The organism is Mycobacterium sp. NGS56 (genome assembly GCF_059812425.1).
Map to the genome: position 1 here is coordinate 14,619 of NZ_JCALCQ010000004.1, position 13,881 is coordinate 28,499.

Here is a 13,881-nt window from a genome sequence, read left to right on the forward strand (position 1 = left end):
GTAACTACGCCCCCAGCCTCGTGAGCAGATCCGACAGAGCTTCGACCGCATTGATTTTCGCGGTCAGGAACTGGTCCGGTTGGTGTTCGGCGTCGGCCACGGCTTTTTCGGGCCCGGCCAGACAGACCCACGAGACACCCGCGCCGCGGGCCGCCTGTACGACGCCCGAGGCCTCCTTTTGGTAGCGCTTGTCGGTGCCGCAGACGACGGCCGACGTCGGCGACCCCGCGTGCAACACCGCTGATGCGACACGGTCGGCATCGACCGTTCCCGGGTTGATGGCCTCGATGCCGCCGGAAGCCAACAGATTCGAAGCGAATGTCGCGCGGATGTTGTTCTCGGCCAAGGGGCCCAACGGCAGCAGCAAAACCTGGGGCCGGGATCCGGTGCGGGCCAGGTACGCGTCCGAGCGGTCCCGCAGCTTCTCGAACTCCGCGGCGTACCGCACCAGGTTTCCGGAAGCGAGCGGCGAGTACGTCGAGTCGCTGTGCGGCAGAGGAGCTTCGGCGAGGTTCGGGAATTCGTTGACACCGGTGATCGCGGTCCTGCGATGCGCGATGTCGTCGTTGCGGCGGGCGGTTACCTCGGCGATCTGGCCGACGATGAGGTCGCGGGCCTTCGTGAATCCGCCGTGCGACTCGATAGCCTGGAAATGCTCCCAGGCCCGCTCGGCCAGGCGCCGGGTGAGGTCCTCCACGAACCAGGAGCCACCGGCCGGGTCCAACACACGACCCACATGTGACTCCTCGAGAAGCAACAGCTGGGTGTTGCGTGCGATGCGACGGGCGAAACTCGTTGCTACGCCCGGGAATCCACCGTCGATCGCGACGTCGAACGGGAATACCAGCAACGAGTCGGCGCCGCCGACGCCGGCGCCGAAGGCGGCCAGGGTGCAACGCAGCATGTTCACCCACGGGTCGCGCTGGGTCATCATCGGCAGCGACGTCTCGGCGTGGACCACGGCCGCGCCGGCGTCCGGCTCGCCGACGACTTCGGCCACCCGCGCCCAAAGATTGCGCGCGGCGCGGAACTTGGCGATCGTCATGAACTGGTCGTCATCGGCGGCGAACCGGAAGCTGATCTGCCGCAACGCCTCGCCGATGGACAACCCCGATTCGGTGAGCACCCGCAGGTAACTCACCCCGGCCCCGACACCGGCGGCGAGCTCCCACGTCGCGTTGGCACCGAGGTTGTGGAACGCGGGCCCGTCGACGGTGATCGCACGCACGCCGGTGTGACCGGCGGCGCGCTTGGCCACCGCGATCACATCTTCGATCGTCGGCGCGGGCCGTCCACTGTGCGCCGCGCTCAGCGGATCGCCGCCCAGGTCGATTGACAACGTGGCGCGCTGATCGGGTTCCACCCCCTCCGCCAGCGCAAGCACCACGTCGCTGGCGGCCGGATAGTCGGCGCCGGCTTCCAGGATCAGTGGGGCCATGCTCAGATAGACATCCTCGAGCGTCTCCCCCAGCTGATCGGGCGCCACGCCCGATTCCCCGATCCGCAGGATCACGGCGCTGGCCCCGTTGCCGAGCGCGTCCAGCACCGCGGAGTTCACGTCCTTTGCCGCGACGCCGGGCACCGGGGTGGCCGGGAAGGCCTCGGCGACCTTCCAGCCGGACTTGACGTCCCGCAACGGGTCGCCGCCGCGCACATAGGGCCACTCGCCCGGCAGCGGCGGTTCTGGCAGTTCGTCGAGCGCGGTGTAGAGCGCGCGGATCGCGATTCCGTCATACGTCTGGGTTTCCAGGAGCCGCTCGGGCGCGTCCCCCAACTGCCCGGGGTCTTTCCTGGTGCTTTTGGCCAGCACACCGGCGACCGCACTGCGCCAACGCCCGCGAACCTGTTCTAGGTCGGCGAGCTCGGGTACATCAATGGACACCGATTGCTCCCTTTTCCCAGCATTTGGGCTACAACTCCGGGGATACCACTTAGCTACTGAGGCTAATTGATGACCGCTCGTCGCTAAAACCGCCAGGTGCAGAAAGCGTTCCCGATTTCCGGTGAAACACCACCCGGGGGAAACCGCTTATTCATCTGTGCCCCGTACCCTAGGAAGGCGTGACGGGTTCCGCCACCAGCAAAATCACCGAAACGCTCCGCGATGTCGGCTGCGCCATCGGCTCCGCCGCGCGAGGCGTGTCCCGGTCGCGGATCGCCTGGACAGTGGTGGGCATCACAGCGCTGGTGGTGCTGGCATCGTGGCTGCCGCTGCCTTCGCCCGTGCAGATGCGTGACTGGGCGCAGTCCGTCGGACCGTGGTTTCCACTGGCGTTCCTGGTCGCCCACATCGTTGTGACGGTGGTGCCCATCCCGCGTACGGCGTTCACGCTGGCGGCCGGACTGCTGTTCGGCCCTCTGCTGGGTGTCACCATCGCGGTGGCCGCCAGCACCGCGAGCGCGATGATCGCGATGCTGCTGGTGCGCGCACTCGGGTGGCGGCTTAACCGGTTGGTGCGCCACCGATCGATCGACACCGTGGAACAGCGCCTGCGACAACGCGGCTGGCTGGCCATCTTGTCGCTGCGGCTGATTCCCGCGGTGCCGTTCTCGGCGCTCAACTACACCGCGGGGGCATCGAGCGTGCGGGTGCTGCCTTACGCGGTAGCCACTCTGGTCGGGTTGCTGCCCGGCACCACAGCCGTGGTGGTTCTCGGCGATGCGCTCGCCGGTCACATCAGCGCGCTGCTGTATCTGGTGTCGGCGGTCACCAGCGCTCTGGGCCTGACGGGGCTGATCATCGAGATCCGGCACTTCCGCAGGCACCACCGCCGGGCGCACCGTCCCCTCGACGAGAAGCCTTCCCCGGAGCCGGCCACCGTCGGTTGATCACGCCTTCGCCCGAGCGGCGGTGAATCGTGACGGCGGCGGCACCGCGCTCAGCTGCCGCACATCCCGCGTGCAGGATAAGAAGGTGTCACGAGATCGATCGTCGTTTCCCACCAAGGTCGCCGGACGACTGCTGCGCTCGCGCCGCCTCGTGCGCGCACCGATCTGGATCTACAAAGCCCGCGCGGGCGCGCTGTTCGGTTCGCGCATCCTGCTGCTCGAGCACACCGGCCGCAAGTCGGGATTGTCGCGCTATGCGGCGCTGGAGGTCATCGACCACTCCCGGCCCGATATCTACGTCGTCGCCTCGGGCTTCGGCCGAAAAGCCCAGTGGTTCCGCAACATCGAAGCCAATCCCCGGGTGCGCGTCTACGCCGGCAGCAAGGCGCCCGAAACCGCGACCGCGCGAGTGCTGACCACCTCGGAGGCGGATCGCATTCTGGCCGCCTACCGAACCCGTCACCCGAAAGCGTGGGAGCGGATGCGCCCGGTGCTGGAAGGCACACTCGGCGCCCCGATCACCGACAGCGATGTTCCGCTGCCGCTGGTTGAATTGCGCCTGGACTAGTTCTGGTCCGGTCCCTTGATCGTCATCGCCGCGACCAGCGCCAAAAACAGCGCGGCCGGAAGGCCGTTGACGACTTTGTCGCGAACCCGGACATGCGCGCCTACCGCCAGCACGAAGTACAACGTCAGCATCGCGGTCGTCAGCCGCGCCAGAGCGGGAAAACGGTTGACCGACAGCAATCCGACCGCGGCGGCCGCCTTGACCACCGGCAACACCGGTCGGATGTTCTCCGGGACGCCCACATCGTCCAGGACCTTCTTGATGGGCGCCACCTGGACGCCGCAGGCTACCGCGTCGGCGGCGTGGAAAACGCCGAGCGCCGTGTAGGTCTTCGGGGACGTCAACACACTCATTCCGCACTCCTAGGGAGTCAGCTCCCCCGCCGGGCCTTCCGCGGGCTGGCGGGCGATCGCCTCCGCCTTGGCCACCGCCTGGGCGATCGCGGGGTCGGTTTCGGTCGAGAACCAGTCGGCGACCTCGGCGTCATCGTCGGCGCTGTGCTTGGGCGCGTCATCGACGGGCGATGGCTGGAAGCGGAACACGCCGTCCTGGCCCGGGGCTCCCAACAGCTTGGTGAATCCCTGCAACGCCGCGCTGAAGTCACTGGGCACCACCCACACCTTGTTGGCGTCGCCGCGGGCCATCTCCGGCAAGGTCTGCAGATATTGGTAGGCCAGCATTTCGGGTGTCGGCCGGCCGGCCTTGATCGCCGCGAACGTCTTCTCGATCGCCTTGGCCTGGCCTTGCGCCTGCAGGTACGCCGCGGCGCGTTCACCCTGTGCGCGCAGCATCCGCGACTGCCGGTCGGCCTCGGCGCCCAGGATCGCGGCCTGCTTGGCACCCTCGGCGGCCAGGATCTGCGCCTGCTTCTGGCCTTCGGCCTCCTTGATCGCGGCCTCGCGCATACCCTCGGCGGTCAGGATCATCGCCCGCTTCTCGCGGTCGGCCTTCATCTGCTTTTCCATCGACGCCTGAATCGATGGAGGCGGATCGATGCTGCGCAATTCCACGCGGGCAACCCGCAACCCCCAGCGACCGGTCGCTTCGTCGAGTACGCCGCGCAATTGCCCGTTGATCTGGTCGCGCGACGTCAGCGTCTGCTCGAGCGTCATGCCACCGACGACGTTGCGCAGCGTGGTGGTGGTGAGTTGCTCGACGCCGACGATGTAGTTGCTGATCTCGTAGACGGCCGCCTGGGGAACGGTGACCTGGAAGTACACCACGGTGTCGATGTTGAGCGTCAAGTTGTCCTCGGTGATCACCGGCTGCGGCGGAAAGGACACCACCCGCTCACGCAGATCCACCCGCGCCCGAACCCGATCGATGAACGGCACCAACAACGTCAGTTGTCCGCTGACGGTACGGCTGTATCGTCCCAACCGTTCGATCACCGCCGCTTCTGCCTGAGGTATCAGCGCCACGGACTTGGCGACCACGACTATCGCGAAGATCACCAAGACGGCCAGCAGCACCAAACCAGCAACCGCACCTTGCATCGGATTTCCTTTCCTTACCAGTCCCTGGCAGCTTCGTCTCGCCGCTACGGGCTGCTCTTGAAGACGACTGCGGTAGCGCCGTCGATCTGCAGCACGGTGACCGGCTCGCCGGGTTCGTAGACGTCGCCCTCGTTGAGCGGGCGCGCCGACCACACCTGGCCGTCGAGCTTGACCTGGCCCGCATCGCGCGCGACCCGTTTGAGTACGAGCGCGGTTTTGCCCTGCAGCGCCTCGATTCCCAGGCGCGGCGCCGCGGCCGGCGTCAGCCGCCGCTTCAGCGGCGGGCGAACGAGCACTAGCAGCAGCACCGAAACGATAAAGAACACCGCCCCGTCGGCCCACACCGGAAAGTCGGTCACCCAACTGGTTAGCGCAGCGGCCAGTGCGCCCCCTCCGAGCATCACCAGAAACAAATGGCCGGTGAGCGCCTCCGCACCGATCAGCATCAGCGCGAATATTAGCCAAAGCACCGCCGCGGGCATGCGGCAAGAATACGCGTGATCCGCCTTCGCCGGGCAAAACAACTACACTGCGTGATCGTGTGGTGTCCCAGTGTCTCGCTGTCCCTGTGGGCCAATGCCTGGCTCGCCGGAAAGGCCGCGCCCGACGACGTCCTGGACGCGTTATCCGTTTGGGCGCCAAAGCAATCGGTGACCGCGTATGATGCCGTTGCCGCGGGCCACACCGGGCTGCCCTGGCCCGACGTGCACGACGCCGGAACGGTCACGCTGCTGCAGACATTGCGCGCCGCGGTCGGGCGGCCGACCACACCGTCCGGCGGCTCCGGCCCGATGCGCCCGACGATCAACGTAGTTTTGCCGGTACCCGGCGACGTGCGCGGACTGGCCGCCGGAACGCAGTTCGAGCAAGACGCCCTGGCCGCCGGCGAGGCGGTCATCATCGCCAATCCCCGCAACCCCGGTACCGCAGTGGGCCTGGTGCCCGAGTTCTCCTACGAAGACGACGAGGACGCGCACGAGGACTACGAGACGCGGCTGGCGGAACTGTGCGCGCTGACGTGGACGGTGTACTCGCTGCCCGGCGCACCGGTGCAGCACCACTATGAACTCGGCGACGCCGAGTACACGTTGCGGTCGGCCGTGCGCTCGGCGGCCGACGCCCTGGGTGCCATCGGGCTCGGAGCCGCGGCCGCCGACGTCGACGACCCACGCGGACTGGTCGAGCAACTTCTGGAATCCTCACGCCAACACCGCATTCCCGACCACGCGCCGACGCGCGCGCTGCGGGTGCTGGAGAACGCCGCGCACGTCGACGCCATCATCGCGGTTAGCGCGGGGCTGAGTCGATCCGACTCTCCGGACCGTTTCACCGCGCCCGTGGCCGCCGGTCTGGAACCGACGGGAACGCAATCATCCTCGGCGGCCCGCATCGCCAGTAATGCGCTGCGGCCGCTGAACGCCGTGGTGCGTTCGGCGCGGATGGCGGCGGTGACCGCGATCCTGCATTCGGCCTGGGGCGACTGATTCGCCGGGGCTATTCGATCGAAGGGCTAGTGGCGGCCGCGCAGTGCGGCGGGCGGCACGGAGCGCCGTTAACGCTGGCCAGGCAACCCGGCACCGGCTCCGGCCCGGCCACCCTTTCGGGGGTCCGGCCGTACCGCACTTCGTCGATCAGGTCCGCCGCCAGTTGCGCGAAACGCGGATGGGCGTTGGGTGTCGAAGCCCGCACCATCGCGACGCCCGCCGCCTCCGCCTGCGCCGATAACTCGTTGTCGAGGTCCCACACCACCTCGATGTGATCGGCCACGAATCCGATGGGACAGACAATGACGGCCTTGGTGCCGGCCTGCGCCAGATCGGCCAGGTGGTCGGCGACGTCGGGCTCCAGCCACGGAACCTGCGGCGGACCGGACCGCGACTGCCACGCCAGGTCGTACTCGGCGTAGCCGGCAGCGGTCGCGACAAGGCTTGCGGCGTAGGCGACTTGGCGACTGTAAAGCCGGGGGCCCAGGCGGTCGTCGGCGGCCACCGGGATGGAATGCGCGGTGAACACCAAGCGCGCGCCGGCCTGTTGCTCGGCTCTCAACGCGCCCGAGGCCGCACCGATGGCGTCGGCGAAGATCTGCACGAACCGCGGGTGGTCGAAATACGGCCGCAGCTTGACCAATTCGGGTGCATCCGGCCCGGCAGCCGCACGTGCCCGAGCGATGTCCTCGACGTATTGCGTGCAGCTGGAATAGCCACTCCACGCCGATGTGGTGAATACCGCAGCCCGACGAATGCCGTTGTCCCGCATCGTAACAACGGTGTCTTCGACGTAAGGCTCCCAGTTGCGGTTGCCGAAATAGACCGGCAGTTTCAGGCCTCGGTCTGCGAGCTCGGCGCGCAACTGGTCGATCAGCGCCAAGTTGATTCGGTTGATCGGCGACACGCCGCCGAAATGCAAATAGTGCTCGGCGACGCGGTCGAGACGTTCCGGCGGCACGTTGCGGCCCCGGGTAACGTTCTCCAGAAACGGCCGGACCTGCTCAGGGCCCTGCGGCCCACCGAAGGACAGCAGCAGGACGGCATCGAATTCCATTGCCGTTTACAATAATTGGGTGCTTGCGCCACCGTCGGCGTAGATGATCGTCCCAGTTGTCGCCGGCAGCCAGTCCGAGAGCAACGCGCACACCGTCTTCGCCACCGGCGTCGGGTCCTTCATGTTCCAGCCGATCGGGGCGCGCTGGTCCCAGCCCTCCTCGAGCAGCTGCATCTGCGCGCCGGCCTCTTCGCCCAGCGCACCGCCGACGATCGCGCTCATGGCCAGCGTCCGGATGGGGCCCGCGGCAACGAGATTGGAGCGCACACCGAATTTGCCCGCCTCGCGTGCCACGAATCGGTTGACCGATTCCAGCGCGCTCTTGGCCACCGTCATCCAGTTGTAGGCCGGCATCGCCCGACTGGGGTCGAAGTCCATGCCCACGATGGAGCCCCCGGCGTTCATGATCGGCAGCGTGGCCTTGGCTAGCGAGGCGTACGAATACGCCGAGATGTGAATGCCTTTGGAGACATCCTCGTACGGGGCATCGAAGAACGGGTTGATGCCCATTCCCGTCTGCGGCATGAATCCGATCGAGTGCACCACACCGTCGAGCTTGTTGCCCTCGCCGATCTCGGACGTCACCCGCTCGGCGAGCGAGTTCAGGTGCTCTTCGTTCTGCACGTCGAGTTCGATCAACGGCGCGTGCTCCGGCAGCCGGTCGGCGATGCGCTGAATCAGGCGCAACCGGTCGAACCCGGTCAGCACCAACTGCGCTCCCGCCTCCTGGGCCGCCTTGGCGATGTGAAACGCGATCGACGAATCGGTGATGATCCCGGAGACCAGAATCCGTTTGCCGTCGAGCAGTCCTGCCATGTCCGTCCTTACTGGTTGAAGATCGTGTCGTTACTCAGTGGCCCATGCCCATGCCGCCATCGACCGGGATGACGGCGCCGGCGATGTAACTGGCGTCCTCCGATGCCAGGAAGCTGACCACCCCGGCGACCTCCGCGGCGGTGCCTACCCGCTTCGCGGGAATGAATTCCAGCGCGCCGGCCTGAATCCGCTCATCCAGCGCGCGGGTCATCTCCGTGTCGATGTAGCCGGGGGCCACCACGTTCGCGGTCACGTTCGCCTTGGACAGCTCGCGAGAGATCGAGCGGGCCATACCGATCAGCCCGGCCTTGGAAGCCGCGTAGTTGGACTGGTTACCGATGCCCCAGCTGCCGGAGACCGAGCCCACGAAGATCATCCGGCCGAACCGCTTTTTCTGCATGCTGCGCGAGGCGCGCTGGGCGACGCGGAACGCTCCGGTGAGGTTGGCGTTGATGACCTTCTCGAACCTCTCCTCGGTCATCCGGATCAGGAACGCGTCCGCGGAGACCCCGGCGTTGGACACCAGCACTTCCACCGAACCCTGGTGCTCCTCGACTTCTTTGAAGGCGCGGTCGACGGCGTCGTTGTCGGTGACGTCACATTCGACGCCGAACAGTCCCTCGGGCGCTCCGGACCCGCGGTGCGTGATCGCCACCTTGTGGCCGTCGGCGGCCAGCCGCTGTGCGATCGCCAGCCCGATGCCCCGGTTTCCGCCGGTGACCAGGACCGAACGGGATACGAATGGCGGTTTGCCGCCGTTGGCGGCGGGTTCGGTGGCTTGTTCGGTGGCCATGTCAGTCACCCGGCCAACTTATCGCCTCGGCCGGCCAGGGCTGCAATCGGCTCAGCGCGAGTGCAACGTCAATCCACCCAGCAGCGCCGCCACCGCGCAAAGCCTCGCTTGGCTCACCTAGGATTTGAGCCTCATGGCCGCTGCCCTGACCCGCCTCGTACGGCTCAACTCCCGCACCTTGGCGCTCTTCGCGCTCTGCTGGGGCGGATTGCTCGTCCTGCTGCTGGTGCGCAACCGCGGGCTGTTCGCCCATGCTGTCTACGAGGCCGGAGATCCCGCGGCCAACTCAATCCTCACTTTGCAGGCCAAGCATTTCACCCTGCTGACCGGGCATTACTCCAGGGTCGGCTTCCACCATCCCGGCCCGGCTTTCTTCTACGTGCAGGCCGGCGGCGAATGGTTGCTGCACGATCTGACTCACGTCGTTCCGGCGGCCTATAACGGGCAGGCGATCGCGATCATGGCACTGAACGCGGCGCTGACCGCACTGGCGCTGACCATCGTGTACACGTGGGTGCGTTCGGTGGCGGCGCTACTGGCGGCGGCCGGCATCACCCTGATCTTCCTCGCCGCACATCCGCAGCTGGTTTGCTCCACCTGGATGCCCCACGTCTGCTTCGCCCCCTTTTTGCTCTACGTTTTCGCGGTCGCGTCGGTGGCTGCCGGACGGCTGCGCCACCTGTGGATCATGGTGCTCGCGGGCGGCTTGCTGGTCCACGGCCACGCGGAATTCCTGCTTCTGGTGCCCTTGATCGCGCTGGCGGCACTCCTGCCCCAGCGGCGCCGGCTGCTCACGCACCGCCGCGAATTGCTGATCGCTTCAGGGGTTTTCACGTTGTTTCTGCTCCCGATGGTGCTCAACGTGGCCCTGCACTGGCCGGGCGAGATTCCGCAGTACCTGGCCTACGGCCATCGCGCGCCGAACCCACCGGTCGCGGCCGCACGGTTTCTCGCGCAGTTCTGGGGTCCCGGGCCCACCCTCGGCGCGGTGTTCCTGGTGGTGTTGTTCGCCGCGGATCTGGCGCTGGTCCGCCGGCTGGCACCCGCCGGTGTTGACGGCGCGGTGCACGAATTTTCCCGCCATCTGCTCCGGGTCACCGCCTTGGCCACCGCGCTCTTCGCTTTCTACTGCTGGTACGGCGTGGACCATCTGTGGCAGTCGTATATAGGCGTCTTCTCCTACGCGTTGCCCCTGGCTTTGCTCATCTTGGGCTCGTCGGCCCTGATCGTGCTGGCGGTGTCGCGGCCGGAGCCGGTAGGCCCCCGCCTGGCGGCCGGCACCGCCGCGGGAAGCCTGGCGGTCGGGGTGGTGTTCGCGCTCACCACGGACGCCTTGCGCCGAGACCAGGACGAGCTGACGGGGGTGCCCATCGCGCTGGACTACCTGGCCGCGCATGCCCGCGGCAAGCCGATCGTGCTGGAAACACGCACCGACGAATCCTGGGCCGACGCGCTCGCGCTCCTCGACGCCGTCACCCGCGAGGGACAGCGCGCCTGCCTGGCACAGGACCGCTGGCGGCTTCAGGCGACCCCACAGTTCATCTGCACCCCGCAAGAGATTGCGGCCGGGGCACGCTTCACACTCAGCCGCGTCGACCCGGTGTCACCGGGCACCCCGGTGGTGTCGAATCTCAACCCAATCCCGGCGTCCTACCCGGCCTCGGCGATCATCGCGGCCGGCTGACGGTTCCCTGCGAGCTGTCGAACGTCAGGTCGGAAGGCGCCGGTTGATCAGCAGCGCCGCCAGCGCCGCCAGCGCCAACACCAGCGCACCCAGCCGTACCCAGCCCACGCTGGCATCGCCCTTGATGGTCTCGTAGCCGATCTGCTGCTGCAGCGTCGCATACACGGCCTTCAGTTCCTGCAATGACGCTGCGCTGTAGGCGTTCCCACCCGACAGCTGGGCGACCTTCTTCAGCGTCTCGTCGTCGACGGGCACCGGCTGGCGCTGGTCGTTGATCTCGACGAAGCCGTACGGAGTGCCGAACGAGATGGTCGAGATCGGCACGCCCTGGTCCTTGGCAGTGCGCGCCGCGGTGAAGGCGCCCTTCGGGTTGTCCGGGTTGGTTGGCATCGTCTCTTTGCCGTCGGAGAACAACACGATGCGCGCCGGGGGCGGTTTTTCGCCGCCGCCGATCACGGCGCCGACCGTCGCGATGGCCTGCAGAGCGGTGAAGATGCCCTCCCCGGTGGCGGTGCGGTCGGCGAACTGAAGCTTGTCCAGCGCGGTCTTCGTCGATTCCCGGTTGGTCGTCGGTGACACCAACACCGTCGCGGTTCCCGCGTAGGCGATCAGCCCGAGGTTGATGCCCGGGGTCAGTTCGTCGGCGAACTGTTTCGCGGCCTCCTGCGCGGCCGCCATGCGATTGGGCTGGACGTCCGTGGCTCGCATGGACTGGGAGACGTCGATGACCAGCATCACCACCGCACGGTTGCGGGGAATCCGGACGTCGTTCGTCGGACCCGCCATCGCGATGGTGAACAGCACCAGCGAGGCGATGAGCAGAATCGCCGGCAGGTGCCGCCACTTGGGTGGCCTCTTGGGGGCGACGCTTTCCAGCAGCTCCATGTTGGCGAACCGCAGCATGCGCCGCTGCCTCGCCAACTGCATCAGGATGTAGAACGCGGCCAGCCCGAAGACGACAAGCAGGAACAGGAAGAACCACGAATGTTCAAAGCCCGACAACGACATTGGGCCGAGTAGCGGCAGCGTCACTGCCGCCCTGCCAATGCGCCGCGACGCCGGGATTCGACAAACCGCACGATGTCGGCAATCCAGTCGCGGTCGGTGCGCAGCGAAAGTATCGGGGCCCCGCAGCTGCGGATCGTGCGCGCGACGTCGGCGCGGTGGGCCGCGGCGGCCTTGGCGAAATCGTCGCGCAACTGGGCGTCGATGGTGAATTCGCGGGTGACGCCGGACTCGGCGTCCTGCAGCACGACGTCGCCGATGTCGGGCAGCTCGACGTCGCGGGGGTCGAGCACCTCGATGGCCAGCACCTCATGCCGGGCTGCGATGGCCCGCAGCGGCCGCATCCAGTTGATCGGCCCGAGGAAATCGCTGATGATCACCGCCATGCCGCGGCGGCGTTCCGGACGGCGCAACGCGTCGATCGCCGTCGCCAAATCGCCGCGTACCCCGACCGGTGCGCGCGGAGTGGTGGCGATGGTGCGCAGCAGCGTCTGCTCGTGCTGGCGCCCGGAGCGCGCGGGCACCCGGGTGATGTTGGCGCCGGTGGACACTATCGCGCCGAGCCGATTGCCGCCGCCGCTGTTGAGAAAGGTGATGGCGGCCGCGGCCGCGACGGCCAGGTCCCGCTTTTCGCACACGGTGGTACCGAAGTCCAGGCTGGCCGACATGTCGACCACCAGCCACGTTTCCAGCTCCCGGTCGGCGATCATCTGCCGCACGTGCGGGTGCGTGGTGCGCGCGGTGACAGCCCAGTCCATGCGGCGGACGTCGTCGCCGGGCTGGTACTCGCGCGACTCGCCCGGCTCCGAGCCCGGGCCCGGGATCAGGCCGAGGTGGTCGCCGTGCAAGACGCCGTCGAGCTTGCGTTTGACCGTGAGTTCGAGGGTGCGCAGCGCCGCCGACAGCTTCGGGTCGTCGATGTTGCCGCGATGCATCGATGGCGGATGAACAGGCGCCGCGGGCCCGCCCGCGGCGGATCTGGCGTCGGTCACCGAGCGCTGGCCGCGCCGGCGGGCTGCATCACCGGGGGCACCGAATGGCCTTGCTGCGGAACGGCATTCACCTGAGGCAGGGCCACCGTCTGCAGCACCCGGTTGATGACGATCTCCGGTGAGATCTCGTCGGCAAGCGCGTCGTAGGTGAGCACCAACCGGTGGCGCAGCACGTCGGGAATGACATCCACGACGTCTTGCGGGATCACATAGTCGCGCCCGCGAACCAGCGCCAGCGACCGGGACGCGGCGATGATGCCCAGTGAGGCGCGTGGCGACGCACCGAACGAGATCCAGGTCTTGACGTCGTTCATGCCGAGCTGTTCGGGATGGCGGGTGGCGGTCACCACGCGCACGACGTAGTCCACCAGTGCGTGATGGACGAAGACGTTCGCGGCGATCTCCTGCAGCCGCAACAGGTCGCCGGTGTTCAGGATCTGCTTGGGCTCCGGTGGGCGCACGCCCATCCGGTAGATGATCTCCCGCTCCTCCTCCGGCGAGGGGTAGCCGACGTTGATCTTGAACAGGAAGCGGTCCCGTTGGGCCTCGGGCAGCGGGTAGACGCCCTCGTGCTCGATCGGGTTCTGGGTCGCCATCACCAGGAACGGGTTGGGCAACGGGAAGGTCTTGCCGCCGATCGACACGTGGCGTTCCTGCATGACCTCCAGCAGCGCCGACTGCACCTTGGCGGGCGCGCGGTTGATCTCGTCGGCGAGCAGGAAGTTGACCACCACCGGGCCGAGTTCGGTGTCGAACTCTTCCTTGCCCTGCCGGTAGATCCGGGTACCGATGATGTCGGTGGGCACCAGGTCGGGCGTGAACTGGATCCGCGCGAATGTCCCCCCGACGACCTTGGCGAAGGTCTCGACGGCCAGCGTCTTGGCAACGCCGGGGACACCCTCGAGCAACACGTGCCCCTTGGACAGCAGGCCGACCAGCATGCGCTCCACGAGCTGGTCCTGGCCGACGATGATGCGTTTGACCTCGAAGATGGCCCGCTCCAGGGTCTGCACCTCGGCGGCCAGTCCATTGCCGCCGCCCGGCGGCCCTTCATGAGCCGGGCCGGATTGCCCGACCGGGCCCGAGTAACCGCTGGCGCCTGGCGGCGGCCCACCTGCTGCTGTCATGAACTGCTACCTTCCACCGCTCAACCGACA

14 protein-coding genes are annotated in these 13,881 nt (G+C 67.5%); 4 read left to right on the forward strand and 10 right to left on the reverse strand.

The window, feature by feature from the left end:
* Positions 1-4 precede the first annotated feature (4 nt).
* Positions 5-1,882 (reverse strand): methylmalonyl-CoA mutase small subunit, encoded by a 1,878-nt coding sequence (gene mutA, locus AC5Y4F_RS12915; RefSeq protein ID WP_499997126.1) that lies wholly within the window; start codon positions 1,880-1,882, stop codon positions 5-7.
* Positions 1,883-2,061: 179 nt separating this feature from the next.
* Here mutA and AC5Y4F_RS12920 point away from each other — a divergent pair, with 179 nt between their 5' ends.
* Together AC5Y4F_RS12920 and AC5Y4F_RS12925 are read left to right on the forward strand one after the other, a co-directional pair.
* Positions 2,062-2,829 (forward strand): TVP38/TMEM64 family protein, encoded by a 768-nt coding sequence (locus tag AC5Y4F_RS12920; protein ID WP_499997128.1) that lies wholly within the window; start codon positions 2,062-2,064, stop codon positions 2,827-2,829.
* A gap of 85 nt (positions 2,830-2,914) precedes the next feature.
* Positions 2,915-3,397: a nitroreductase family deazaflavin-dependent oxidoreductase gene (locus AC5Y4F_RS12925; protein WP_067934982.1), complete on the forward strand. Its 483-nt coding sequence runs from the start codon at positions 2,915-2,917 to the stop codon at positions 3,395-3,397.
* Here AC5Y4F_RS12925 and AC5Y4F_RS12930 read toward each other — a convergent pair.
* From AC5Y4F_RS12930 to AC5Y4F_RS12940, 3 genes are read right to left on the reverse strand one after another with little or no spacing between them, the layout of a single operon-like run.
* A complete protein-coding gene (locus AC5Y4F_RS12930) occupies positions 3,394-3,750 on the reverse strand; it encodes a DoxX family protein (RefSeq protein WP_067934946.1) in 357 nt (118 codons plus the stop codon). The genes AC5Y4F_RS12925 and AC5Y4F_RS12930 overlap by 4 nt on opposite strands.
* Positions 3,751-3,759: 9 nt before the next feature.
* Positions 3,760-4,893, reverse strand: coding sequence for an SPFH domain-containing protein (locus AC5Y4F_RS12935; protein WP_067934948.1), 1,134 nt, complete (start codon positions 4,891-4,893; stop codon positions 3,760-3,762).
* A 44-nt stretch (positions 4,894-4,937) separates the two neighbouring features.
* Positions 4,938-5,375 (reverse strand): NfeD family protein, encoded by a 438-nt coding sequence (locus AC5Y4F_RS12940; protein ID WP_067934950.1) that lies wholly within the window; start codon positions 5,373-5,375, stop codon positions 4,938-4,940.
* A 57-nt stretch (positions 5,376-5,432) separates the two neighbouring features.
* Here AC5Y4F_RS12940 and AC5Y4F_RS12945 point away from each other — a divergent pair, with 57 nt between their 5' ends.
* Complete coding sequence (locus tag AC5Y4F_RS12945) at positions 5,433-6,377, forward strand: Rv1486c family protein (protein ID WP_499997131.1); 945 nt, start codon at positions 5,433-5,435, stop codon at positions 6,375-6,377.
* A 10-nt stretch (positions 6,378-6,387) separates the two neighbouring features.
* Here the strand turns inward: AC5Y4F_RS12945 and AC5Y4F_RS12950 are convergent, their stop codons facing one another.
* Genes AC5Y4F_RS12950 through fabG1 form a run of 3 tightly spaced genes read right to left on the reverse strand, consistent with a single transcriptional unit; the run spans position 6,388 to position 9,043 of the window.
* Positions 6,388-7,434, reverse strand: coding sequence for a ferrochelatase (locus AC5Y4F_RS12950; RefSeq protein ID WP_499997133.1), 1,047 nt, complete (start codon positions 7,432-7,434; stop codon positions 6,388-6,390).
* A gap of 6 nt (positions 7,435-7,440) precedes the next feature.
* A complete protein-coding gene (gene inhA / locus AC5Y4F_RS12955) occupies positions 7,441-8,250 on the reverse strand; it encodes an NADH-dependent enoyl-ACP reductase InhA (RefSeq protein ID WP_067934953.1) in 810 nt (269 codons plus the stop codon).
* 34 nt (positions 8,251-8,284) lie between these two features.
* Positions 8,285-9,043 carry a 3-oxoacyl-ACP reductase FabG1 gene (gene fabG1 / locus AC5Y4F_RS12960; protein ID WP_156750066.1) on the reverse strand — a complete coding sequence of 253 codons (759 nt, stop codon included), beginning with the start codon at positions 9,041-9,043 and terminating at the stop codon, positions 8,285-8,287.
* 133 nt (positions 9,044-9,176) lie between these two features.
* Here fabG1 and AC5Y4F_RS12965 point away from each other — a divergent pair, with 133 nt between their 5' ends.
* Positions 9,177-10,727 (forward strand): hypothetical protein, encoded by a 1,551-nt coding sequence (locus tag AC5Y4F_RS12965; RefSeq protein WP_067934957.1) that lies wholly within the window; start codon positions 9,177-9,179, stop codon positions 10,725-10,727.
* Positions 10,728-10,751: 24 nt separating this feature from the next.
* On the opposite strand, the gene AC5Y4F_RS12970 is transcribed toward AC5Y4F_RS12965, so the two are convergent.
* From AC5Y4F_RS12970 to moxR1, 3 genes are read right to left on the reverse strand one after another with little or no spacing between them, the layout of a single operon-like run.
* Positions 10,752-11,759, reverse strand: a complete 1,008-nt coding sequence (locus AC5Y4F_RS12970) for a VWA domain-containing protein (RefSeq protein ID WP_499997138.1) — start codon at positions 11,757-11,759, stop codon at positions 10,752-10,754.
* Positions 11,756-12,667, reverse strand: a complete 912-nt coding sequence (locus AC5Y4F_RS12975) for a DUF58 domain-containing protein (protein ID WP_067934984.1) — start codon at positions 12,665-12,667, stop codon at positions 11,756-11,758. The genes AC5Y4F_RS12970 and AC5Y4F_RS12975 overlap by 4 nt, the downstream gene beginning before the upstream one ends.
* A 53-nt stretch (positions 12,668-12,720) precedes the next feature.
* Positions 12,721-13,851: a chaperone MoxR1 gene (gene moxR1, locus AC5Y4F_RS12980; RefSeq protein ID WP_067934960.1), complete on the reverse strand. Its 1,131-nt coding sequence runs from the start codon at positions 13,849-13,851 to the stop codon at positions 12,721-12,723.
* Positions 13,852-13,881 lie beyond the last annotated feature (30 nt).